18 protein-coding genes are annotated in these 26,851 nt (G+C 32.0%); 7 read left to right on the forward strand and 11 right to left on the reverse strand.

Annotated elements, in window-relative coordinates:
* Window positions 1–74 precede the first annotated feature (74 nt).
* Entirely contained in the window at window positions 75–1,751 is a 1,677-nt protein-coding gene (locus DG508_RS00175) for a RagB/SusD family nutrient uptake outer membrane protein (RefSeq protein ID WP_108866323.1), read from the reverse strand.
* Between the two features lie 69 nt (window positions 1,752–1,820).
* Window positions 1,821–4,979, reverse strand: coding sequence for a SusC/RagA family TonB-linked outer membrane protein (locus DG508_RS00180; RefSeq protein WP_108866216.1), 3,159 nt, complete (start codon window positions 4,977–4,979; stop codon window positions 1,821–1,823).
* A gap of 489 nt (window positions 4,980–5,468) precedes the next feature.
* Here DG508_RS00180 and DG508_RS00185 point away from each other — a divergent pair, with 489 nt between their 5' ends.
* Window positions 5,469–5,930 carry an Lrp/AsnC family transcriptional regulator gene (locus DG508_RS00185; protein ID WP_103865043.1) on the forward strand — a complete coding sequence of 154 codons (462 nt, stop codon included), beginning with the start codon at window positions 5,469–5,471 and terminating at the stop codon, window positions 5,928–5,930.
* Between the two features lie 63 nt (window positions 5,931–5,993).
* Here DG508_RS00185 and DG508_RS21355 read toward each other — a convergent pair whose 3' ends face one another.
* The 3 genes from DG508_RS21355 to DG508_RS00195 form a co-directional block, all read right to left on the reverse strand.
* Complete coding sequence (locus DG508_RS21355) at window positions 5,994–6,125, reverse strand: hypothetical protein (RefSeq protein ID WP_255412507.1); 132 nt, start codon at window positions 6,123–6,125, stop codon at window positions 5,994–5,996.
* Between the two features lie 204 nt (window positions 6,126–6,329).
* Window positions 6,330–6,515, reverse strand: coding sequence for a hypothetical protein (locus DG508_RS00190; RefSeq protein WP_108866217.1), 186 nt, complete (start codon window positions 6,513–6,515; stop codon window positions 6,330–6,332).
* Entirely contained in the window at window positions 6,484–6,717 is a 234-nt protein-coding gene (locus tag DG508_RS00195; RefSeq protein ID WP_108866218.1) for a FecR domain-containing protein, read from the reverse strand. Before DG508_RS00195 ends, DG508_RS00190 begins: the two co-directional genes overlap by 32 nt.
* Before the next feature lie 801 nt (window positions 6,718–7,518).
* Between DG508_RS00195 and DG508_RS00205 the strand changes: the two genes are divergently transcribed.
* Window positions 7,519–8,949 (forward strand): TlpA family protein disulfide reductase, encoded by a 1,431-nt coding sequence (locus DG508_RS00205; RefSeq protein ID WP_108866220.1) that lies wholly within the window; start codon window positions 7,519–7,521, stop codon window positions 8,947–8,949.
* Between the two features lie 607 nt (window positions 8,950–9,556).
* A complete protein-coding gene (locus DG508_RS00210) occupies window positions 9,557–13,207 on the forward strand; it encodes a T9SS type A sorting domain-containing protein (protein ID WP_159090549.1) in 3,651 nt (1,216 codons plus the stop codon).
* Between the two features lie 150 nt (window positions 13,208–13,357).
* On the opposite strand, the gene DG508_RS00215 is transcribed toward DG508_RS00210, so the two are convergent.
* On the reverse strand, window positions 13,358–15,658 hold the full coding sequence (locus tag DG508_RS00215; RefSeq protein ID WP_108866222.1) for a type IA DNA topoisomerase: 2,301 nt from the start codon (window positions 15,656–15,658) through the stop codon (window positions 13,358–13,360).
* Window positions 15,659–15,839: 181 nt separating this feature from the next.
* Between DG508_RS00215 and DG508_RS00220 the strand changes: the two genes are divergently transcribed.
* Window positions 15,840–16,838, forward strand: coding sequence for an SAM-dependent methyltransferase (locus tag DG508_RS00220; protein WP_108866223.1), 999 nt, complete (start codon window positions 15,840–15,842; stop codon window positions 16,836–16,838).
* A gap of 107 nt (window positions 16,839–16,945) precedes the next feature.
* Here the strand turns inward: DG508_RS00220 and DG508_RS00225 are convergent, their stop codons facing one another.
* The 5 genes from DG508_RS00225 to DG508_RS21220 form a co-directional block, all read right to left on the reverse strand.
* Window positions 16,946–17,176, reverse strand: coding sequence for a ferredoxin (locus DG508_RS00225; RefSeq protein ID WP_108866224.1), 231 nt, complete (start codon window positions 17,174–17,176; stop codon window positions 16,946–16,948).
* A 6-nt stretch (window positions 17,177–17,182) separates the two neighbouring features.
* Entirely contained in the window at window positions 17,183–18,424 is a 1,242-nt protein-coding gene (locus tag DG508_RS00230) for a peptidase U32 family protein (RefSeq protein WP_108866225.1), read from the reverse strand.
* 136 nt (window positions 18,425–18,560) lie between these two features.
* A complete protein-coding gene (locus DG508_RS00235) occupies window positions 18,561–20,021 on the reverse strand; it encodes a glycosyltransferase family 2 protein (RefSeq protein ID WP_108866226.1) in 1,461 nt (486 codons plus the stop codon).
* Window positions 20,022–20,397: 376 nt separating this feature from the next.
* Window positions 20,398–20,751, reverse strand: a complete 354-nt coding sequence (locus tag DG508_RS21215) for a LytTR family DNA-binding domain-containing protein (RefSeq protein WP_234418146.1) — start codon at window positions 20,749–20,751, stop codon at window positions 20,398–20,400.
* Between the two features lie 38 nt (window positions 20,752–20,789).
* Window positions 20,790–21,140 (reverse strand): hypothetical protein, encoded by a 351-nt coding sequence (locus DG508_RS21220; protein WP_234418147.1) that lies wholly within the window; start codon window positions 21,138–21,140, stop codon window positions 20,790–20,792.
* A gap of 516 nt (window positions 21,141–21,656) precedes the next feature.
* Between DG508_RS21220 and DG508_RS00245 the strand changes: the two genes are divergently transcribed.
* From DG508_RS00245 to DG508_RS00255, 3 genes are all read left to right on the forward strand, one after another.
* Window positions 21,657–22,259, forward strand: coding sequence for an RNA polymerase sigma factor (locus DG508_RS00245; protein WP_159090551.1), 603 nt, complete (start codon window positions 21,657–21,659; stop codon window positions 22,257–22,259).
* Between the two features lie 152 nt (window positions 22,260–22,411).
* Entirely contained in the window at window positions 22,412–23,446 is a 1,035-nt protein-coding gene (locus DG508_RS00250; protein WP_108866228.1) for a FecR family protein, read from the forward strand.
* A 44-nt stretch (window positions 23,447–23,490) separates the two neighbouring features.
* A complete protein-coding gene (locus tag DG508_RS00255; protein WP_108866229.1) occupies window positions 23,491–26,844 on the forward strand; it encodes a SusC/RagA family TonB-linked outer membrane protein in 3,354 nt (1,117 codons plus the stop codon).
* Window positions 26,845–26,851 lie beyond the last annotated feature (7 nt).

The raw sequence follows: 26,851 nt of genomic DNA on the forward strand, positions 1-26,851 counted from the left end.
ACGATTCTGTCTTCGTAACTAAAAACAAAAAATAATAACTAATGCAATAAGTCAAATAACAAGTTATTAGTTGATTAATATCCTGAGTTTTGTTTTAAAGCACCCTCTGATGAGTTAATAGCATCTAGTGGAATAGGGTAATACTCATTTTTTTGAGAGGTAAAATTAGCTCCATTAAGATATACTCGTTTTGATGATTCTTCACTTATATATTTATTTAATACTTGTGGAGCAATCCCCCAGCGTACGAGGTCAAAAAATCGATGTCCTTCTGATGCTAATTCTAATCGTCGCTCAAAGCGTACTGCTTTGATAGCGTATTCTTTATCTGGGAATGTGGTGTACTCACTAATTACATAGTTTGCTGCAGGAGTTCCATCTGAGTTTTTGACAAAACCATTAGGGTTTGCCGCTCTTGCTCTTATTCTGTTTACTAGATTCATGGCATCAGTTAATTGTCCATCGTCTGCATAAATTTCTGCCCTCCATAATAATACATCAGAGTATCGTATAAGAGGGGTGTTTATTGCATTATATTGTGGGAATCCTGCGGCAGAAATAGAGCCTTCTTGTGATTTTAGCACTTCGTGCTTTTTACCAACATATGGGCCTCCGTTTGATTGATCTCTGATCCATCTTGATCCAGGCATAGGTCCCCATTCTAAATATTCGATTCCTCTTCTACCTACAGTCCAATCTAATCTTGGGTCAAGATTTCCTGCATAAGGAGTAAAAGGGATATCTGATGTGATTCCTTGATCACTGGTAACATCAGTGTCGTTAAAAGTATCTAAAAGAGGTAGACCATCTGCTCCAGTTTTGAATGCATTTACTAGATTTTGACTTGGTTGAAAAAAACCACAGCATCCGCCTCCAGGAGCATCAGAAGCATATGGGTGATTAAGTCTATTACCTCTGTTACCATTTATAAAACCATCACCACCATCATTTACAGAATTTTGAACAGCAAATACAGATTCTGAATTATTATCTTTTTCTCCATTAAAATTATCATGATAGATAGGTACTAATTGAAAAGGACCTTCATTTATAATATTATCTAGAATTGGTCGTGCGCTTTGGTAATCATTTTGAAACATATGTGCTTTTGCGAGATATGCTTTTGCTACCCATGAGGTTGCCCTGCCTGGGTCTTCTTGGTTTTCAGGAAGGTTTTCTGAGGCATATATCAGATCTTCTTCTATTGAGGGCCAGATATCAGTGTCATTGGGTGGAGTAGCAATCAAGCCTTCTTTCATAAAAGGAATGTTGTTCCATATTTTTTTTGCATCCATATGATAATGTGCTCTTAGAAATCGTGCTTCTGCTCCCAAAATAACAAGGTCTTCTTCTGGCGTGCCTTCTTCTATTGCTTTATCAATGGATTCTAATGTTTGATTTGTTCTGGAAATACCTTCATACAAAGATTCCCATTTTCTGGATAAATATATATTGGTGGTTCCCGAAGAAAAACGCTCTACATCATTTAATTGTGGTTGATCATCTATAGAAGATCCTTTATGAAAATCATCGGAAGCTACGTCTCCTAAAGCCCAATTAGAGGCTGGTGCCCAGAAATACCCAGGATTTCCATCTAAAATAGCATAGGCACTGATTAATTGTTGGTCTACCCATTTTTTGTCAAATTCTATTACACTTTCTACAAGAGCTCCTTGTGGATTAATGTCTAACTCTTTTTCGCAAGAAATCAGAGCTAGTGTTGTGAGTATAAATAAGATTACTTTTTTCATCTGTTTGTTTTTTAATTTTTTTGCTGTTTCTAATGAGTGATGTTTTCTCATTTTTCAGATCATTTTGTGTTACAGAGTGAGATTGACTCCCATTATAAAGGTTCTTGCTACAGGATAAGCTCCTCTATCAATACCTATATCTAGATTCACAGAGTCGCCACCACCATATTGTTGTAAATTGATTTCAGGGTCTAATCCAGAATATTTTGTCCAGGTGTATAAATTTTTTGCCTGAATAAAGAATCTGAGCTTTGTGATATTTAGTTTTGATAGTACTGATTCTGGGAGGTTGTATCCAAGTTGAATATTCTTTAATCGTAGGTATGACCCATCTTCTATATAATAACTACTAGCACTAGAGTAATGTTCTGCTGGGTTGTTAGAAAGTTGAGGTAATTTACCTCCAGTATTAGTTGGGCTCCATGAATTTAAGTAGTCTCTGCTTTTTCCTCCAGGAAAACTATTGAAGTCTGTAAAAAACTTGGTGAAATTATAGATATCATTTCCTTGACTTCCTTGAAAGAATACGGTGAAATCAAAATTTTTGTACTCTAATCCCATATTTGCACTATAGGTAAAATCGGGATGTGGACTTCCTATAAAATCTCTGTCATCATCATTGATCACCCCATCATTATTGATATCTCTGTATTTAAATGTTCCTATATCTTTTCCTAAGTAATCTCCTGTTGCATTGCGTTCTGCTTCATTTTGGATAATACCATCGATAATAAATCCGTGAAAAGAAGCAATAGGTTGACCAGCTTGTGTTCTTGATGGTCTGGTTTCTCTAGCTAAATTTCCTGTTAAAAAATGATCAGGATTGTCAGATAGTTCTTTTACCGTGTTTTTGTATGATGATACGTTGACAGTGGCATAATATTTTAAGTTATCATTGATTTGATCTTGATAGCCTAATGAAAAATCAAACCCTTTGTTTTCTACAGATCCAGCGTTGATATATTTTGCTTGGGCATTACCTATGAGTGTTATATCTGCTTGATCCTGAATCAATAAATTTTCTGTTAATGAGTTGTAGTATTCAAAGCCTAATGTGAGTTTATTGTTGAATAAAGCTGCATCAATTCCAATGTTTTTTGTTGTAGTGGTTTCCCATTCTAGATCTGGATTACCTATTATATACAAGCTATAACCCGAAGATATGACAGAATTACTTCCTCTTAAGTCATAATTTCTATCATCGTCATTAATGTATTGACTGAATATTCTACCTTGTGGGATGCTTTCGTTTCCTAACTCTCCGTATCCTGCTTTTATTTTTAGATCACTGATAAAAGAAATATTTTTCATAAAACCTTCATTAGATACTCTCCATGCGGCACTGTATGAAGGGAAGTAATCAGATCTATTATTACGTGCAAATTTTGAAGTAGCATCTTTTCGTAATGAGAATGAGAGTAGATATTTGTCATTATAGCTATAATCTAACTTACCAAAACTAGAGAAGTACGCACTTTTTCCTCCGTAACCTCTATTATCTCTTGTTTGTTCTCCTCTGTCAATATATCTGTAATCAAGATTATCTATAAGAAAGCTTGTTCTTGAAGCTCTTAGGAATTTGTTTTGTGTTTTGTGTGCTTCTGTTCCTAATACAGCATCAAATGAGTGGTTGCCTATGTTCTTTGAATAGCTTAAAGTATTATACCATGTAGATGAGATCGTATAAAAATTATCTTCTCTTAATCGATTAACGGTATTTGGCTCTGCAACTTCAGGGTTGAGAAAGGTAAAAAATGAACTATTGGTATTGTCATAATCAACTCCCATATTGGTTTTGAAAGTAAAATCTTTTAAAAAATCTAGTTCTGCATATACATTACCTATTGTACGATATCTTCTAGTTAGATTATTTCTATTTCTTGTAGCACTGGCTACAGGGTTAATCCCGTTTCCTAATCCTGGGCTTTGTGGTCCTGCATAGTTGCCAGCTATATCATATACTGGGATAATTGGCTGTGCTCTGTATAAAAAAGAGATATCTCCTGCAGTATTTTGATTACCAGCAGAGCCTACTTTGTCTGAATACGATAAATTAAATGACTCACCAATTCTAAAGTTATTGGTAACTTTGAATTCTGAGTTTGCTCGTAAGGTATACCGGTTGTAGAATGTATGTAATGCAACTCCTTCTTGTTTTAATGCTCCCATTCCTACATGGAATTTTGCGTTTTCTGACCCTCCAGATACTCCTAGATTATAATTTTGTACAAAGGCATCATTAAAATATTCATCAAACCAATCTGTTCCTGCTTTATTAGCTCGTGTTATTTTATTTGTTGTAGCGTCGTATGTAGAGAGGTCTGCTGAGTCTGCTCCAGCTGGAGTTAGATAATTTGGTAGTATCGGAGTGTTTCCTGTACCGTATTGTGGGTGAGCAGGGGCTGCACCGTCATTGTTAAATCGAGTCCAAATTACATTTGCGCTCTCTTGCGGAGATAAAAGGTCGGGGAAATTAGATTTAGCAATATTATCTATTCCTATACTGGTGTTGAAGGTAAATTTGGTTTTACTATTGTATTTCCCTCCTTTGGTAGTAATCAAAATAACACCATTGGCAGCTCTGAATCCGTAAATAGCAGCAGATGATGCATCTTTTAATATCTGCATGGATTCTATATCAGAAGGGTTTAATTGATTAATTCCTGTAGTGGTTGGTGTGCCATCTATAACGTATAAAGGATCATTGTTATTGATGGTCCCGAAACCACGTATTCTTACCATGGCTCTTCCTCCAGGACCTCCTTCAGAACCTACAGTTACTCCAGATGCTAGCCCTTGTAAAGATTGTTCTAGATCTACAGGTGTTGTAGCGGCAAGATCTTCTGCTTTGATTACTGCAACAGACCCCGTAATGTTTCTAACGGATTGTTTTGAGTAGCCAGTGACTACAATTTCTTCTAGTTCGTTAGAGTTTTCTTGCATAATAATATCATAGGTTCCTGAACTAGGTACTATAATACTTTGAGTTTCCATCCCTACATAACTAAATACTATGGTTGCTCCTGATGAGAGTGTTAAAGAATAGTTTCCGTCAAAATCGGTTTGTGTTCCTGTAGTAGTGTTTTTTATAATAATATTTACACCTGGCAATAGTAGTCCGCTGCCATCCGTTACTTTTCCATTGACTTTGATTTCCTGACCAATAATAGTGTAAGAAAAAGACATGAAGGTAAACACAAAAAATAGATATTTTAATTTATTCTTCATATTGAAATTGATTTAGTTAATAATTCGACTTTTGATTTCCCTTGTTACACTCTTTATTTTTTTATTGTATTTCTTGAAGATTAACAATTTGTATTGTTTAAAGAGATGTTATTGTCAAATTTATAATATGAAGACTAATATTTGTATTTTAACTATAAAATCAGTGATTTTTATGTTATAATAGCTAAATAATAATTATTTTTTCTTTTTATAGTTGATTTTTTAAAAAGATTAAGTTTTTTTTCTTGTTAAATAGAGAAGAGTTTTATGTTAAAAAACATGGTTTTTTATGATTTTTTCGTTTTAATTTTTGTTTAAATGTTAATTTGGTATAAAATATTCTTAATTTTTTCGTTTTTTTTGATTTATTTTAATGTGTGAGATGTAGTTATGAAGAACCTATGCATTATTTATGAAGTAAAAAAATCTGTATATTATCAAAATAAAAGTATTTTTACTGTTGATAGTTGATTAAAAGTTTTTAGATTTATGGAAATGTTAGATAATACAGATAAGACCATTTTACGGATTCTTCAACGAGATTCTAAAAAAACAGCAAAAGAAATCGCAAATCTTTTGAATTTGACAGTGTCTCCTATATATGAACGAATTAAACGATTAGAACAAAAAGGATATATAGAAAAATATGTAGCTATCGTCAATAAAAAAATGATTGATTTACCAATCACTGCATATTGCCAAGTATCTCTACAGTCTCATGGAGAGTTATTTATTGATAAGTTTGAAAACCAAATAAAAAATCTAAAAGAAGTACAGGAATGCTATCATATGGCTGGCCAAGTAGATTTTTTATTAAAAATTAATATGCCTAGCCTTGAGGAGTATCATGAGTTTATGCGTTCTAAGTTATCTAAGATTGATAATATAGGAGTTTTGAATACTACTTTTTCTCTAAAGGTGATTAAACATACTTCTGAGTTTTATGTGTAAGGTGTGCTTATTTATAAAAAGGCAGTATTGCTTACTACTACCTTTTTTAGAATAACTCAAAGGCTACAGTTTGTCAAATCGCTTAGATACTGCTTGATATAATTTTTCTTGTCTGAGGTTATTTTTGAGTACAATTCCTTCTGGAGATAATAGGTATAGAGTAGGGAAAGTTTCTATACAAAGTCTGTATGTCATATCGTTTGTATAAGAATTGCTTAATGAACTTAAATGGTTTCAGTTCTTCAGCAACTGTCTTTTTCCAGAATTTACCTTGATCAATGCTATAACTTATGATGATAAGACCTTTATCTGCTATAATGTCTACATTAAAAGTTCTATCAAGCTCATTTGTTATTAATTCCAGTGACTCTTTCTTAAAGATCAACTTTTCTTCTTTTTTTAAATGTATTTCATGTGCTTTTCTTTATAAATAACTTTTTCTCCAGAAACCATGTAGATATTCTTTTCAGAAGTGTTATTATCAATATTTAATTGTATTTTTCCTGTTATAAGAGCTGCTTCTATTTGATTATCCTCAGGGCATGCCTTTACATTAAAAGAAGTACCTAGAACACGTATTTTCATATTTTTTTGTTAATACTATAAAAGGTTTGGATTTATCTTTTACAACTTCAAAATATCTTTCTCCTTCTAGAGTGACTCTTCTTTCGTTTCCTTTAAAAAAAATAATATAGATAAGTTTACTACCAGAGTTAAACCATACACTAGAGCCATCTGGTAAAATGACTTTTTCAGTATTTCCCTTAGGGGTTACCGTTTTGGCCATATGATTAGAAACGATTTCAGATGATAAGGGGATATATATGGTATGTGATAGATATAGAGTATAGCAAGATGCATATTGTCGCGTATTTTAAAAATCGTTTTAATTGGTTGGCTTTATTTTCTCTTTTTCTTATAGGGGCAAATACTTTACGTTTTTCCGCTTTGGTACCTATAGCTATTTCCTCAGGCATGTATTTTAGTGCCTTATTATAGATTCTATTTTCTCTTTTTTTCTGCATTTGGGTAGTTTAACATATTATTAATGACGATGGAAAAGGTGTACTCCCTAATTTATATGTTTCTTAAGGTCTTGTCTTAAGACCTTTAAAGCTTTTGTAATATGAGCTTCCATGGTTTTTATAGAAATGTTTTTTCTTTAGCTATTTCAGGTTAGGTATATCCATTCATTCTAGATTGGCAGAAAACATCTCTTACTTTTGGAGGTAGATTTTCTATTATGATTTGTAGGCTATAGAAAAAAGCCTGGAATAGTATTTATCAAAAAATGAAGAAAAAAAAATGATTTTCACCTTTTAATTGAATCCAGAAATAATCTTCATTTTTTTTCATGCTATTTAAGTTATGATTCTTTTTAAGTAGTTGTTTTTTTAGACTGATAAAAAGCTAATTTAAAGAATGAAAATAAAAGCGATTTTTATAAGAGTGCTTTACTTTTTTGCCATCTTTTATAAGTTTTATCTTGTTGAGAATAGAGGTAGAAATAAAAAATAACAGAAAATAAAGTAAGGGTAGCGAGCTTTCTGTTACGTCTTTATGAAGTATAACCAAAAATATCTATAAAATGTTTTATTTACTGAAATTCAAATATTACTTTTTAGTTTTATTTACAGCTATTGCTTTTTCGTGTAAAAGCCAACCTGATACAGAAATTCCCAAGACAGTTGTTTCGGGTATAATTGAAGATTATTCTACAAAAGTCTTTACAATTAATGGGCAAGGTATCGTAACCAAAAAAATCACGCTTGATGATGCTAATAATTTTAAGGATACACTAACCTTAAAAGAAGGTTTTTACAGTATTAATTTGGGGGCTTATTATAGTATACCTGTATATATTATATCAGGAAAAGATATCTCCTTTACTATGAATTTTAGAATAGGAAAACCTTCATTAATTTTTTCTGGAGAAGGGGGGGCAATAAATAATTTTATACAAAAAAAAGCAAGCATTTATATTGATAGCGACAAGGAGAAAGAGCTTTATGGTTTAAATGAGGATGAGTTTTTAGCTGAGTTAAATTCTAAAAAAAATACTGCAAATATATTGATAGATGCTACTGATTATAGCGAAACTTTCAAAAAAATTGAAAAAAAGAATATCGAATATGAATATTTTGATATGGTCAGAAGTTACCCTTTTTATAATTCTAAATATATAGGTAAGACTCATAAAGATATAGAAAGTGAATTGAGTAAGTACTATCCCAAAACGGAAAAGGTCACCAAAGATTTTATGGATACTACTAATTTTGATAATAGCGAAGATTATAAAAATTCGATAACCTACAAACGTTTGGTGAAAGATTTTTTTTATAAAAAAATTATAGAAAAGATTGGAGGATATGAGTATTATAAAACCAAATTTATGGATGCTGCTATTGCCGAAATTAAAACATATAAATCCAATGATATTAAGGATGATTTGTTATGGGAGCACCCAATACGACGAAGCTTGGTGTCTTCTAATCCAAATTTTGAAAAAAGATATACTGAAATTATTGATATCATAACAAGTCCTTCTATAAAAGAATATGTAGAAAAACGATATCAGGAAATTAAAAAATTAGTACCAGGCAACCCTGCTCCAGAATTCACATATGAAGATGTTGAAGGAAATATGGTGTCATTGAGTGACTTTAAAGGAAAATATGTTTATATCGATATCTGGGGTACTTGGTGTGGGCCTTGTAAACAAGAAATTCCATTCTTAAAAAAACTGGAAGAACGATATCGTGATAAAAATATAGAGTTTTTGAGTGTTTCTGTTAAGGATAAAAAAGAAACATGGAAAGAATTTGTGAAAAAAGAAAACCTGAAAGGGACTCAATTATACGAAGAACAAAAATCAAAAATGAAGATTACAGAATTATATAAAATACCTGGATACCCTACATTTATACTGGTAAATCCCGAAGGTAAAATTGTCTCAGCGCATGCAATGAGGCCTTCTAATCCTGAAATAAATACTTATTTCGAAACTCATATTAAATAGTAAAAAGAAGACGGTGATATAACATGTAAGAATTGTATAAAATAAAATACACTTTTATTAACCTTATTTATCGTTTCATTTTTAATTAGTTTTATTAAAACCGAAGTTTGTGTTTGAAAGGAGTAGTTTTAAAACTACTCCTTTTGTTATATTATCAATACATCCTAAAATACTTAAGAAGTAAAACGGATCATTAAGCTCTTAATTTAAGGCGTACATAAAACCTGATCGGATGTGTGTGATCAGATTTTGTTGTTTTATATAAAGAAAAGATAGTTTAAAAAATTAATATGCTATCTATGAACATATGGGGTGTGTTTTGTAAAATTAACTTTATGTAAACTATTTGTTTACAATACTTTATATTTGCGTTAACTTTTTTATAAGAGTTTTCTAAGCGATTGTTTTGTATTATTGTAATAATTGATTTAATCAATTTATTTTATTGTCATACCCACCTTTTTACCTTTCTTGTGATGTGATTTTTACTGAAAGGTTCTGAATAGTATATGAAGCAGTAGCTTCTGTAATGATGTTATAGAAACATATTTTTTCTTAATATAACTCACTTATAATCATGAAATTCTTAAAACCCACAAGTAGGGTAATGCTTTACATAGCATTATCTTTTTTAGGACCTGTAGTGGCACATGGCCAAACAACAAACTCACAAAGAAACAATGCTCAAAAACAACGTAAAAGTAAAAAAGAGCGGTTATATGATGACGCCATTGAGCGATTTAATTTTGAGTATAACAAAATTAAAGACCCCAGAACTGGTAAAGTGCCAGATGATATCAGGCGAAAAGAATTAAAGTTCTCAAGAAAAATCAGCGCCAAAAAAAGCTTTACTCGTAGTACCACCAAATCAAAAGAATTTTCAGACTGGAAAAGTAGAGGGCCTAATAATGTAGGGGGTAGAACCAGAGCATTAGCGATCGATATCACTAATGAGGACATTATTTTTGCAGGAGGCGTAAGTGGTGGTCTATGGAAAACTGTGGATAGAGGGCAAAGCTGGTCGAGAATCTTACAGGGGGATCAGGATTTACATATTACAACCATTGTACAAGACCCTAGAGAAGGCATGCGTAATGTATGGTATTACGGAGCAGGAGAGACAGTTGGTAATTCCTCTAGAGATGGAGGAGCAATATTAACTGGTAATGGGATCTATAAATCTGTAGATAGAGGAAATTCCTGGCAATTATTAGCTAGTACAACTGATGGGGATGTGACTACGGCTAATGCTTTTGGGGTTGTTAATTCTATGGCAATCAATCCCATAAATGGAGATATCTATGTTGCAGGAAAAAAAGGAATTTATAGGTCTCAAGATGCAGGAATAACATTTGCCCCAGTATTAGGTACTACAAACGATATTTCATTCTCTGAGATAGCAGTTACATCTACTGGGCGTTTGTATGCTACTATAGATGGGCAGGGAGATCCAGTAAAAGGTTTTTTTACATCTGCTACGGGAAATGCAACAGAGTGGACTGATATTACGCCTATTCCTAATGCAACCTATAGAAGAACTGTTATCGGGATAGATCCTTCTAACGAAAATAGAGTGTATTTTTTATCATTTCATGGAGACCAAGGCCAAGGAGCACAACCTTTAGAAAATTCAGCTACTCTTTATAGATATGATCATGGAGATTCTCCTAGAATAGCAAACCTATCCGCAAATTTACCTACAGATATAGGAACCAGAATTGCCAATTTAAATTTTCAAGGGAGCTATAATATGCTTATCAAAGTGCATCCTACCAATCCTAATATTGTATTTGTAGGAGGAACAAATTTATATAGATCTTTTGATGGGTTTACGACCCCTTTTTCTAATGTAGTACAAGGGCTGCAAGACTGGATTGGTGGATATAAACCTAATCAAGCAGGAGATGTAGATATCTATACAGATCATTATCCTGATCAACATAACCTGGTGTTTTTTCCTTCTAATTCCAATATGGCATTATCGGCAAATGATGGAGGAGTATTTATAACCAATGATATCACTAGGGTAGCAGCAAGTGAATCTGTTAACTGGACTTCTCTTAATAATGGATATCTGACAACTCAGGTATATGATCTGTCTTTTGATCCCCAATCTACCAACGAAAATATACTAGCTGGATTTCAGGATAGTAGTACTTATTTTACTTCTTCGGGTGCTCCTACTGCCATATGGGAACAAGTTTTTAGAGGAGATGGAACTGTAAACCATATTGCTGATAATGGAGCAACTCGTTATGTGTCTTCTCAATTTGGATTTGTTTTTAGACAAAACCTGAATGCGGCAGGGGAAATCACTTCTCAAATAAAAATAACTCCTGAAGGGACATCTAATAACCCTAGTGCTTTTTATTCGTTTCTTACACCTTATATCCTAGATCATAATAATGATAATATTATGTATTTAGGTGTAGCGGCTGCAATTTGGAGGAATAATAATCTGGATGACATTCCTTTTGACCCAGAATTCAAAAATGCTTCTGTAAATTGGACTATATTATTAGAATCAGAAAGTCCTTCTGGTGGATTTATCACAGCAATGGATGTATCTACATACCCTGTTGCCAATCGCTTATATTATGGAACTAATCAAGGAGCAATCTATAGAATAGACAATGCTAATCTGGATAATCAGGAAGTAGTTGATATTTTTACAGGGAAAAACTTTATACCTGGAGCTAATGTTACTGATATTGCGGTAGATCCCTCTAATTCAGATAGGGTGATTGTTGTGTTCTCTAATTATGGTATCCCTAGTATTTTTATGAGTAATGATGCAGGGAATACCTGGCAGGATATCAGTGGTAATCTAGAAGAAAATGCAGATGGAACAGGAAATGGTCCTTCTGTACGTTGCGTTGCATTTTACGAAGGAAGTCAGGCAGAAGAGAGACTTCAAAAAGTATATGTGGGTACCAGTACGGGATTATATTATACTACTGGAGATTTATTAGCCAGAGGAAAAGTAAAATGGACGAGAGAAGATACCGTGATAGGAGAAGCATTAGTATCGGATATAGATATTAGAAAAGATGGGTTTATTGCGGTAGGAACTCATGGTAGTGGTATTTATAGTGCAAAATTTCCATTTTCTCAACCACTTCCCGAACCAAAATTAAGTGTTACTCGTTTATTAGAAGATTTTACAGTCACAGAAAATAGTGCAGATAGTCAGGTAAATATAGAGGGCCTATTTCATCAGGAAGACATAGAACCCGTTACTATTAGGATAACTAATTCAAATCCAGATCTGGTTACCGCTACATTTGTTGACGGAGTAATACGATTGGTTTACACACCAAATACTATAGGAAGAGCTACGATTGGTCTAATTGCTACCTCTGGAACAGAGCAGGTATCAGAAGGATTTACAGTAACCGTAGATGAAGTACCTGTATATAGTCAACTAGAAGGAGCTATAGAAAATGGCTATCCTGTTTATGTTAATCCTGAGCAACAAGGGCAACTTATCCAATTTTTGGCAGCAGATGATTTTGTTGTTCCAGAAGGTGAAACTTGGACAGTAGATAGAATAAAAGCCTTTGGATTTGGAGAAAATGATGCATTGGTTGTAGGAAAGAGTATACTGTTAAGTATTCATAACAATGATTCTATTGATTTGGATCAAAATACAATTTATCAAGATCAACCATTCCAAACCATAAATCCTGTAAACCCATATAATAATGATATTGATATAACCTTTACTCCTCAGGTATTGCCTGCAGGGAGGTATTGGATATCGATTTCTCCAGTTATTGAAGATACAGGAACATCACCCGAGCAAAAACGATGGAATTGGTTCTATCAGGCAAAAAATCCAGGGATAGGAGAAAGAGGACAAATAGCATCAACTTTGGATGGAGTATATAGTGGTTGGAACCCTATACAAATTGATGAAAATAATCCGCAGGATCCTGGTATTGATTTGCGATTTCAGATTTTTGGAAGTGTAGCACCTGCTGTGCCTAATCCGCCAGTAAATACAGCGTCTATAAAGACTATTGTATCCCCTAACCCTTCTTCTGATAAGTTTATGTTTAACTTAAAAAATGTAAAAGGAAATGGAGATGTATCTATTGTAATTCATGATTTTTGGGGGAGGCAGGTGTATTCAAAATTAAATATTGATAAAACCTCAAATTTTGAATGGGATGCTTCTCATATGCGACAAGGGATATATTTTGTGACCATTGAGAGGGGTAATGTAACAGAGAAATTGAAAATAATTAAAAAGTAAGATTTCTCTTTTAAGAGAGTGTAATTTATTTAGATAGGTTGTATAAACTATTCTAATCTACCCTATGTATAGACATGTGAAACCTGATCAAATTTATTTTTTGGTCAGGTTTTATTTTATGAATTTAGTGTTATTTTGTGATAGTTGTTTTTAGTTTTCTTTAAGTAAAGAAACAACCAATGAGGCGGTCAATGGTTTTCCATTAGCCTTTTCTCGAATTTTATCAAATGTATATCTAAAGTTACATCCGCTTTTGTATGCACTACATCCATAAGCTGTTTTTCCTTTTACTACTGTTCCTTGATGACAAGTTGGACAAGGTATGGAGTCAGGAGTTTTACTAGAGGTGAGAGAATGATTCATTTTTTTTTCTTCGAGATGTAAATGAAAATGATCGTCAAAACGAATTAAACCTTTTTTGCTACCATTAGAAGTTTTAAAACCTTTTAGATTGACAGTACATCCTTTTTGTAGTAGCCGTAAATACTGTTTTTCTGATATTTTTTTGCCTTCAAAAGAAAAAGGGAGTTTAAAATCACAGCCTTTTTTATACCCACTACAACCATATGCTGTTTTCCCTTTTAAGAGTGTGCCTTGTTTACACTTAGGACATGATTGTCCATTAATTGTTATTACTTTCTTTTCTTTTTTTGAGACAGGTTCTTCAGCAGTCGCGGTATAAGAAATGTTGGCACGTTTTTTTTCGGTACGTACTTCGTATACCAAATCATCTACCATTTTTTTCATGTTTTTGATAAAAGCTCCAGCATGAAAATTTCCTTTTTCAATTTCTTTTAATTGCTTTTCCCATTGCCCTGTTAATTCAGCAGAGGTAAGTAGTTTATTTTGTATTGTATCAATAAGCTGTATTCCTGTTTGGGTGGGTAGGATCTGTTTTTTATTTCGTTTGATATACTTTCGTTTAAAAAGAGTTTCGATAATATTAGCCCGGGTAGAAGGTCTACCGATACCATTTTCTTTCATCAATTCCCGCATTTCATCATCATCCACTTGTTTTCCTGCTGTTTCCATAGCACGTAATAAGGTAGCTTCTGTATATTGATTAGGAGGTTTGGTTTCTTTTTCTAAAAAAGAAGGTTCATGTGGGCCTTTTTCTCCTTTTTCAAAAGAAGGAAGGATCCCTTTTTCTTTTTTCTCTTTAGAATTAGGGGTTTCAAAAACTACTCTCCATCCTTTTTCTAAAATTACTTTCCCTGTAGTTTTAAATGTTACTGTATCTGCTTTACCAATGACTGTTGTGTTTGCCACTGCACAATCCTCATAAAATACTGCAATGAATCGTTTGGTGATGATATCATATACTTGTTGTTGATTGTATTGTAGATTAATTTGAACTCCTGTAGGAATAATTGCATGGTGATCTGTTACTTTTTTGTCATTGAATACTTTAGCAGATTTTTTGATTTTCTTTCCTAATAGGGGTTGAGTAAGATTTTGGTAATTGGTTAACTTATTTAATATCCCTGATACTTTTGGGTAGATATCATTTGGTAAAAAAGTAGTATCTACTCTAGGGTAGGTAACAACCTTTTGTTCATATAATTTCTGGACTATTTTTAAAGTTTCATCTGCAGAAAATCCAAATTTTGTATTGCAATATACTTGCAATCCTGTAAGATCAAAAAGCTTGGGGGCATATTCTTTACCTTTTTTCTTAGTAATAGATTGAATCTCAAAATCACTTTCTTTTACTACCTTGGCAAAAGCCTCTCCTTCTTCTTTTTTTAAGAATCTTCCTTCTTCACAATTAAACAGTGTTTCTCTATATACCGTTTGTAACTCCCAATAGGGTTGGGGTTTAAAATTCTGAATCTCTTTAAATCGGTTGACCAGCATTGCCAATGTAGGTGTTTGTACCCTACCAATGGATAATACTTGTTTGTATCCTCCGTGTTTTACTGTATATAGTCGTGTGGCATTCATACCTAATAACCAATCTCCTATTGCTCTAGAAAACCCTGCGTAATATAAATTATCATACTGCGTAGATGGTTGTAGTTGGTCAAAACCTTCTTTGATAGCTTCTGTGGTCAATGACGAAATCCAAAGGCGTTGTACTTCACCTTGATAAGCTGCTTGATCGATAACCCATCGTTGTATCAATTCTCCTTCTTGTCCAGCATCTCCACAATTGATAACTACGGTGGCTTTATCAAATAATTTTTTTACAATATCAAACTGCTTTTTGATCCCCGAGTTGTCTACTACCTTGGTTTTGAACTTATCGGGTAGCATAGGGAGGTTGTTAAGATCCCAGCTTTTCCAATATGGCTTATAGTCATTTGGTTCAAATAGTGTACAAAGATGACCAAAGGTATAGGTAACTGCATACCCATTGCCTTCATAATAACCATCACATCTAGTATTGGCTCCTAATACAGCAGCAATTTCACGGGCAACACTTGGCTTTTCTGCAATACATACTTTCATAGCTAAAAGCAAAAATAGTTAAAATATAGTAAGATGTGATTTTGATAAAAACAACTTACATTTATACTCTATAATTATAGATTTATAGTTGGTGATTACGTAGTAAGTAATATCTTTATTTCTACTATCTGGTAAGACTAAAGGGTGAGGATTTTTATGAGTGTAATAAGAAATTAAAACAATGACTGGAAAAGAAACATTTGGTGACCTCAAAAAATTAGCGGTATCATTATTAGAAAACCCATACAATCAAACAGAGATTGAAAGAATTATAGATCAAATCCATGTACATTTTCAAGAGATCACTAAAATTACTGGATTTGATTTAAATATAGAACATCTGGCGGCTGTTCCTACTGCAAAAGGAAAAGCTCTGGGGTTAAACTATGCAGCACAATGTCTACTGGATTATAAAAGAACGACAAGGTTTTTAAAAGCAATTGTTTATGCCATTAGAGATAAGCAAAAGGTATATCCAAATGAATTGATTCATGTTTTTTATGCGGGATGTGGGCCTTATGCTCCATTTGTAACTTTGGTAGCCCATTTTTTTAAACCTGAAGAGGTCAATTTTTCGTTATTGGATATTAATAAAAATGCTCTTGAATCTTCCAAGAATTTAATTAGCACACTAGGGTTAGAAGATTATATTCAAGAGTTCTACTTAGCTGATGCGGTAACATTTAAAGTTCCAAATCCGAATACTTTTCATATTCTTATTAGTGAGACATTAGATGCATTATTGTATCGAGAATGTTATGTTCCTATTGTATTTAATCTATTGCCTCAATTTAATAAGAACATCACATTAATTCCTGAAAATGTACAGATAAACTTAAAGTTATTAGCTAAACCCAATAAAGATTCAGACTGTTTAGAAGAGGATGCAGGGACTATTTTAGATGTACGTAAAGCTATATCCTCTTATACAGGAGACTCAAATATTCTATCACAATTACCAGAAAAGATAGTGAATTTAAAATCCATGAATATAGATCGATATAAAAGCACTTTGATAGAAACCCAAGTGCATATTTATAATGATATTTGGTTGTATAGAAATGAATCATCCTTAACATTACCTTTAGAAATAATGTTGGAACAACCTTTTCTAAAAAGCTCTATTGTTTTTACATATCATTTAGAACCAGAAGTAGAATTAAAATGTAGATTTCAATGATCAAAAATTTATGTACTATCCCTGTAGGAATTTTGCATTATTAAATTTTATAGATGAGTATAAAAATAGAAGCTAATAATTTGCTCTATGACTAATTACCAAGCTCATTAAATCATTTTAGTGATAATGATTTTAACAGGACAAGCTTCTGTAGCTCGTTTGCAAGCGTCAAAAATAGTATTGTCTGATGATTTTATGGTAAAAAAGCCTTTTTTTTCGATGGCGTGTAATAAAACTGATTTCCCATCTTTTTTAGACATCTGGAACTGTTCTGGAGCAAGTTCAACACAATAATTACACCCAATACATTTATTTCGTTGTAAAGTTACTACTACCATTTGTTATTAATTCTTCACAATTTTATAAAGTTTATCTGACAATCGAACTCTAAAGTCTAAAGGGATGGTACAAGAGTCTCCTTTTTGGGCTTTTTGTAGCGACTTGTCGTTTACAAACATTTCTGTAAGTTTAAATTCCTTAGCTCCTGTGGTTGGTCCAGTAATAAGGACAGTATCTCCCAGTGATAAGTCATACGCTTCAATTTTAAATTCTCCTATTTTGCTTTTAGTGAAATAATGTTGACCTTTTCCTATATAAACCTTTTTTTGTGTAGCTTTGGATCCATCAACATCACTCCACTCTCCAAGTTTTTGACCTAAATAATACCCACTCCAGAAACCACGATTATATACCTTTTTTAACTGATCCATCCATTCAGTTACTTTTTCTTTAGTAAAGTTATTTTCATAATAGGTATCAATTGCTTCTCTATATGTTTTAATAACAGTGGCAACATATTCTGGGGCTCTACCACGACCTTCAATTTTTAATACTTTGATACCAGTATCAATCACCTGGTCTAAAAAATCTAATGTGCATAAATCTTTTGGAGACATCAAATATTCATTATCGACCTCTATTTCAAAACCAGAATCTTGATCGATTACCGTATATTTTTTTCTGCAGTTTTGTTTACAAGCACCTCTGTTTGCAGAGGAGTTATGTGAATGAAGACTCAAGTAGCATTTTCCTGATACTGCCATACATAAAGCACCATGACCAAAAACCTCAATTTCTACCAAATTACCAGAAGGTCCTTTGATCTGATCTTTCTCGATTTGTTCGGTTATTTTTTTTATTTGACGTAAACTAAGTTCTCTACTCAGGACCATCGTGTCTGCAAACATAGCATAAAAGCGAACGGCTTCTATATTGGTAATGTTAATCTGTGTAGAGATATGAACCTCTATATCAATTTGTTTTGCATATGCAAGAACTGATTGGTCCATTGCAATAACCGCAGTAATAGTAGCTTTTTTTGCAGCATCCAATACTGTTTTTATAACCGATAAATCATGATCGTATATGATTGTATTAAGAGTAAGATAAGTACGGATATTTTTTTTAGAACATCTGTTTACAATCTCAGGTAAATCATCAATGGTAAAATTAATACTTGCGCGGGCACGCATATTTAATTGCTCTACGCCAAAATATATGGAATCGGCTCCATTATCTATTGCAGCCTGCAAAGATTCGAAATTACCAGCAGGAGCCATTAATTCTATTTTACCTGATGTCGTCATAAATGTGAGTCTTAAATATTATTGTGTGCAAACATACAAATATGAAAAAGAGGAATAAAAATATTATTTCTTTTTTCTACTTTGATTATTACAAAGTATAATTTGATTGCGTTTTATAAACACAATTATTTTTACATTACGATGATACAGCAGCAGTAATAATCTGTTGTTTTTTTATTTTTTTCTTTGGTTGCTTTTTTGGTAAATCTCTTGTCAACCACCCACTTCTGCCAGCAGTAGCTATAGCGTAAGGAGTAATCCAAAATAAGGAGAAGGCATAAAAGATACTATAAGGATACGCCCAAAGAGATTCTGTAAGACTATGCTTTTTTGCATAAAATAAAGCCTGTATACTTGAAAAAACAAATATACTAACCAGTGTAGAAGTTAGAAATAATATAGGGTAGGTGCAGATAAAAAATAACATCAATATTATTCCTGGGTAAGCCATTGTCATTTTTAACCATTGGTTTAATAATAATATTCTAGTGCCACTTTTTGCCTCTTTTCTAAAATTTCCAAAAGCAAATTTTGACATTGCTATATTCTCACGAACGTTGCTTCTTTCCCAACGAATGAACATTTTATATAAATTTTTGTAGCGCTCGGGGATGTTAGTATACACATAGGCATTACGTTGAAAAAATACTTTGTAACCTTGCTTTAAAATCATATTTGTCATAGCCCTATCTTCTCCAATTTTTGAGACTTGTCCCATAAAAGTTTGAGTAATCCACTCTTGACGGCAATTAAAAACAGCTTCTCTTCGATAAGCTGATAGTGCTCCTGGTGTACATAATACAGAACCTAAGCTACTTTGAGCAGAGCGGATAAACTCAAAACTAAAAGCAAAACTTACATTCAACATACGTGGGATTAAAGCTTTTTTACTATTCAATACACGCACATTACCTGCTACAGCACCACATTTTTTGTCGACTACAAAAGGGCTAACCATATTACGTACTGTGTCTTTTTTAACTATAGAGTCACTATCCACAGTTATAAAAATCTCTCCTGTAGCTAAATTAAATGCACGATACAGGGCATGTCTTTTTCCTTTGTTTTTTGGTTGTTGATAAATTGCAACACGATCCCCTAATTCTTCTTTAGCTTTTTTCATCCATTGCCATGTATCATCTTGACTTCCGTCATCAATAGAAATTAATTGTATTTTTTCTTGAGGATAATCGCTTTCTGCTAGGCTAACTAATGTTTTATAAACTAACTCACCTTCATTGTATGCTGGAACAATAACTGTACATAAAGGTAGCTGATCATCAGATACAGATTTAATGACTTTATAGCGTAAGTATAAAAATAATATATAGATTAAAAAACTAATTTTAATAGTGAGTAAACAGAAGCCTGTTGCTGTTAAGGCAATTCCCCATGGACTATTTATTCGTTCTAAATATATTTTTTCAAAATATGGTTGTAAGAAAAAGAATAAAGATATAGCACCAAACATTAATAAGAATGTTCCTATTAAAATGAAAGATGAAGATGTGTCTAAAATAGTTTTCTTGATAAGTTTAGAATGTTTGTTGGTAGCTGCAGAAGTTTCCAAAGATTTGGAAAATGATAATCCTTTCATAAGTGTTTCACTGATTTTTTTGAAAAGGTGGCAATATTGATGCCATTTTCAATGTAATTGTTTCATAGAGTTTTATGAATACTTACTAAACTTTGGTGTGTAGAAAAATTACACATATGTGGGTAATTTCCCCACTGTAATGTATGTATTAAGAAAGGTGGATATGGCTTTACTCGGTAGTGAAATCATAGACTGCTACGTTATTTTAGAGGTAAAAAATAGCATCTATATCAATGAAAACGTAAGATGTGTTTTTTTATTTTTCTATTCTGGATAATTTATATGAACACCCTTAAAAATAGATAATATCAATTCCCTAATTAATACTAAGGAAGAGTTGAATTTTTTGAAGAGATAAGGAGGGAGGAACTAAAAGTTAAATAGCTTGTATGGCTTCTTTATATTTTTTGGAAACAGGGAGTTCCATTAAGGTAAGAGATATAGTGTTTTTGTTTTTCCAAGATTTAAAATGTGATGGATTTATTAAATGTGAACGATGTATTCGAACTAAAAAATCTAAATCTTCCTGCATTTTTGTTAAAGAAGAGCGAATTAATTTTGAGTTAAGTTCATTATTATTAATAAAAAAAATCTCCACATAATTTTGAGCATTACTGATACTAATTAACTCAGATTTTTTGATTTTTAAAATATCAAGTTTATTATCTCCTTTAATACTTAAAATATCTTCTGGTATAGGAATTAATTTGATTGAATACCGTCTTGCCATAATGATAATTGGAATTACAATTAAAGCTGTTTTGAAAATTATATTAGTACAGAATGTCCAAAAAGTATATCCTCCTGATAAAATGAAAGGGCTTTTGTAATAGATGAAAGTTCAATAGTATATAATATTTGATAAAAAATAATACTAATTACTTCAAGAGTAATATTCCATTTTTCAATTTTTTGATAGACGAATTTTTGAGCTAGGCTTGTTAACGCATAGGCTATAAATGCAATGACATTAAAACCGATGCTTATTAAGAGCCATGCTTTAAAATTTAGTGTGCCGTCATCAAAAGGTCTTATGAAAAAAGCAAAAATAAACCCCCAGATACATATAAATACACCTATTAATAGATGATGCTTAATTGATGGATTTAACTTTATCATTATCCTTTTTTAGTTTATTATGAATATTAAGTGTAAGGTAAAAGTGTCTTTTTGGCAAACATAATCTTACATAAAGTTCTATTTAATTAGGCTAAAACTAAGGAATTTTTACTATCTACTATATGAGATAAAAAAATGTAATCTTAAAAGAGGCAAAAATAGCTTGAATCTTCTATTTTTAACCTGTACCTAAATCTGGGAAAAGACCAAATCCTTACAGACCAACTATATTTTATCTCTTTAATACTTATTTAAATAACTACTTGTTATCACACATTTTAAAACGATGAGCAAAAATAATTAACATTACATGCATGAAAAAAAGGTTTAAAAAGGGAAAACTTATCTGAAAATTCAACTAAGAAAATTACAGCAGAAAGTTTTAGGTGTTTTGTAAGGTAATTAACAAAGAAAATGTATTTAGAGTAAAAAAAAACTAAAATTTTATATTTTTTATTGGTAATTATGTATAAAATTGTAATTATTTTTAATATTTTAAAAATATTCTATTGGGGTATGAAAAAAAATAAAGGTGAAGTTTTTGAATCTCTTAAAAGAGGTAATATAGTTGCTTTCTGTAAGGTTTATACAGCGTATTATAATAAACTTTATCGTTATGGAATGTTTTTTTGTAATGACTCAAGTCTGGTTGAAGATGTAATTCAAGAGTTTTTTGTAAAAATGCTTAAAGACCCTGAAAAACTTAATCATGTACTAAACCTTGAAATTTATATGTTTCGGTCGATTAAATTAAATATAATCTCTGAAAAGCAAAAAGATGATCGCAGAGGAGTTATCCGAAAACTAGTTGTTGATCAAGAAAGATATACAGTATCAAAAGAAAAAAAAATTATTGAAGAAGAAACAACTTCGTTAAAAAAAGAATGGTTGAAAGACCAAATCCAAAACTTGCCTCCCTATCTAAAAGAAATTATTTATCTTAGATATTATGAAGGATTTAGTTATGAAAAAATTACTCAAATAACTTCACTAAATGGACAGGTTGCTAGAAATTATGTGTCTAGAGCAATTCAGAAAATCCGTTCGAAAATAGAAAAAGGAAAAACGTTTCTATTTACTATTATTTTTGGATGTTTGCCTTCAAAAAAACTTCAATAGCCAAAGAATTTTAAAATTTTTCTCATTATAAATCTATTTTTTTAAAAAAAAGGGTTACAAATTCTTTCTTCGTACATCATTCATATAAAACTCCTTAATATTTGATTAGGAGTATTTAAATAAATTTATCTAAAAGCGATATTTATTTTAATATGAGTGATTTTGAAATATATAAAGAAATGAACTTTGAAGAGTTAATTGAAGATACCGAATTTCAGAATTGGGTGTATTCTCCTTCTTTATTAAGTAATGATTTTTGGCAAGATTTTTTAAAAAAACACCCAGAAAAAAAGGCCGTAATAAAAGAAGCAAAAATGTTTTTACTCTCTGGAAAATCCTATTTTGAGCAATACGATAAAACTCCAGAAGAAATAAAACAGAAACTCACCCTTGTGTTTAATATAGCTGAGAAAAAACTCCCATTATCATTGAGACCAAAAAGACGATTTCTTCTTAATGAAAAATTTCGTAACCTAATCATTGCAGCCTCATTTACCTTATTATTTTTTGTAGGCTATTTATTTTATAGATCTAATTATGGGTATAATAAAAACTATACGACTGATTATGCCGAATGGCGAACTGTACAACTTCCAGATGCTTCAATAGTAGAATTAAATGCAAATTCAACATTAAAGTTATCAAAAAACTGGAAAGATAGCGATATGCGTGTTGTATGGTTGAATGGGGAAGCCTTTTTTGACGTCGAAAAAAAAACAACAACTCAAAGCAAATTTCAGGTTATCGTTAATGAACTAACCATTGAAGTTTTAGGAACTGAATTTAATGTTCAATCTAGAGGGGATCTTACCAAAATTTTTTTAAAAGAAGGGAAAATAAAGCTTCTTATGAACAATAAAGAGGAATACCTTAACCCAGGAGATTTTATTACTTACTCTGCAAAAAAACAAACAATTATTGATCGTAATAAGGTGCCGCAAGAGTTCTATACTTCATGGAGGACAGGAACATTACAGATGAATTCTACGGTAGATAAGATTTTTAAAGAAATAGAAAATATCTATGGTGTAGATATAGAGTTAGAAGATGAAACTTTATATAAAGAGACTCGTAAAATTGGAATCCCTATGAAAAACCTTGACATAGTGATTCCTATCCTTGAAATTTCACTAGATGTTGAAATAATAAAAGATAAGAATAAACTAATTGTCAAACAAAACAATTAACCAACATAAATACCCTTTTTAGGTGTTAAATCAAGTATTTAATTATGAGAAAAGATTTTAAATATGTCTTCTTCTGTTGCTATTTTATTATAATAGGAATTTTTCCAATGGAGGCTAAAAATTATTCACAAAATAGGCCGCTTTCAGAGATTTTGGATGAATTGGGTGAGAAGTACCAAGTTTTTTTTACCTATAACTCAGGAGAACTTGATAAGATATTAGTTGATTTTGATATTGTTGATAGTGAAAAAATAGATGTTACCATAAAGCAATTGCTCAAGAAAACGAATTTTAATTACAAGTCTTTTGAAAACAAATATTATGTGGTTTATGAGAATACAAAAAGAGGGCGTAAATATCTTGAAAAAGCTTTGTATCACTTATCAGAGATTGAAAAGCTTGAAAAAGAAGGTGTACACATCAACAAGAAAGGAAAAAATTCAATTTCCTCTTCCAAAAAAAATAATTTGCAACAATTTACTATTAATGGAGCTGTTAAGGATAAAAATGGATACCCTCTGATGGGAGCCTCTGTATTGGTAAAAGGCACTAAATATGGAGTAATTACTGATTTTGATGGTGCTTTTAGTCTCAAGTTAACTGATAATGAAGTAGTATTAGAAGTTTCATATGTTGGGTTTAAAAATAAAGAAGTTCAAATAAAAGACCTTTCAACAATTGAAATAATATTAGAAGAGGATACCAGTAAATTAGAAGAAGTTGTTGTTATTGGATATGGATCGAAAACCAGAAGAGAGATTGCAGGAGCTATTACACAGATCGATTTTGATGAATTAGAAAATACTCCTATTCAAAGTTTTGATAAAGCTATACAAGGGCGTACTACAGGAGTTCAAATCGTTAATTCTGGTGCGCCAGGAGGAGCAACTCAAGTTCGAATTCGTGGAATAGGTTCAATAAATTCAGGTAATAGTCCATTATACATAGTAGATGGTGTACAAATAGTTCAAGGTCAGTTTTCACAGGTTAATACACAAGAAAATGTATTATCAACTATTAACCCTAATGATATAGTTTCTATAGACATTTTAAAAGATGCTTCGGCTTCTATATATGGAGCTCAAGCCGCAAATGGTGTAGTAATCATTACAACAAAAAGAGGAACAACAGGGGGGGGGACAAAAATAAACTTAAATGCACACTGGGGAGTTAACAGTGTGATAAATAGGCTTGATCTTTTGACAGGCCCAGAGTGGACTGCACTAGTATTAGAAGGTTATGCTAATCGGTATGGAATAAATAGCATTCAATATCAGGATCAATTAGCTTTTTTAGGAAACCCATCAAATGCTCCTAATTATGATTGGCAAGATTTATTATTTACTACAGCATTGGTTAGTAACTATCAGCTTTCTGTATCAGGTGGTGCAGAGAAAACAAGATATTTTGCCTCAGGGTCATATAATAAAACCGAAGGACATGTAGTTGGTACTGGCTTTGAACGTGGAACCTTGAGGTTTAATCTTGATAATGGTTTAGGTACTAGATTTAGAACTAGTTTGTCTACTAATTTTAGTCTTACCCAAAACCAAGCTACAAGAGATGATGGGTTTTTCTTTAACAACCCAACTATTGCTTCTGCTTTTATTGTTCCTACAAATAATCCTTATAATGAAGATGGGGCTATAAGAGAACCTCTTTTTGGGTTATATTCTGAAAACCCTCTAGTAAATGACGATCCTAGTCTTTTCAATGAATCCTCAACCACTTATAAAATTTTGACTTCTTTTTCTGCGGATTATGAAGTTTTTCAAAATTTGATTTATAAATCAAAATTTGGATTAGACTTTCTTACTAATAATTATAAATATTTTGCTAGTCCAAAAGCCAATGTAGGCGCTAGTTCAAATGGAGAAATAGTGACTAGTAATAATAGAAATCTTAACTGGCAAACAGATCAGTTATTAACTTATGATAATATATTCAATGATGTTCACAAATTTGATGTACTTGTTGGAGTAAATTATAGACAAGAAAAGCGAAGTTTCTTTTCAGCAACAGGAACTGAATTTACAGTTTCATCATTAACTTCTGAAGGGAATGCCTCTGTGCAGGAAATAGACGGTTTTGATACAGAATGGCGAATGGCTAGTGTTTTTGGAAGGATAAATTATGTATTTGATGATAGATATATTTTTTCAGGAACAATCAGAAGAGATGGAGTTTCAAGATTTGGTAAAGATAATAGATGGGGTACTTTTCCAGCATTTTCTCTAGGATGGCTTATATCTTCAGAAAAATTTATGTCTCGTTTTCAGGATGTTATCACAGAGTTAAAGATAAGAGGAAGTTATGGAGTTACTGGTAATGCTAACGTTGATAATTTTGCTTCAAGAGGATTCTTTACAACAGGTACATTTGTTGGAAGAGGTACTTTGTTACCTAATACAGTGGCAAACCCTAATTTATCATGGGAAGAATCAGAAACTCTTAATGTTGGATTCGATGCAAGTTTTTTTGATGGCCGTATAGGTATTTCAGCCGATTATTATACCAGAATTACTAATGACCTTTTGTTAGAAAGACCTTTGGCTACAACTAGTGGTTATAGCCGTGTTTTTGATAATATTGGAGAGATAGAGAATCGTGGTATCGAATTATCTCTTAATACCATAAATATTAAGCTAAAAGATTTTAAATGGTCTACCGATTTTAACTTGAGTACTGTTGATAATAGAATAAAAGCTTTATCTGGTGAAGTAGACCAAATTAATGATGGTAATTTTGGTATAGCCCATAGAGTAGGTGAGTCTTTAGGGGCGTGGTATACCATTAGATGGGCAGGAGTAAATCCTGCTGATGGTAGGCCCATGTATTATGATAGAAACGAAGAGCTTACCTTTAACCCTACAGATGATGATCGTGTGGTTGTAGGTGGAAGTATTCCTACTTATTATGGAGGATTTACTAATAATTTCTCATATAAAGGACTTAAACTTTCGGTTTTATTTCAATATTCAGGAGGTAATTATATTAGAAATCGTTTGGCATTTTCTACAAAAGCTTCAGGAGGTTTTACTGATCGAAATCAACAACGTAGTGAACTGAATAGGTGGCAAAAACCAGGTGATATTACTGATGTTCCTATCGCTTTAAATGGTTTTGTTTATGATGCACGACCAGGCAATGCATATAGTTCTAAACATATTGAAAAAGGAGATTATATCCGTATGAAACAAATAAACCTCTCGTATGATTTTCCAAAACTTTTATTAAAAAATTTACACCTTCAAAGTATGACAGTTTATTTAAGTGGAAACAATCTCTTAACCTATACTCCATATTCAGGAAGAGATCCTGAACTTTTAGGTGGAGATGATACTGGGGATTATCCCCAAGCTAAGTCATATATATTAGGAGTTAATATTGGATTTTAAAAAGATT

The organism is Aquimarina aquimarini, from assembly GCF_900299535.1.
Taxonomy (GTDB): Bacteria; Bacteroidota; Bacteroidia; order Flavobacteriales; family Flavobacteriaceae; genus Aquimarina; species Aquimarina aquimarini.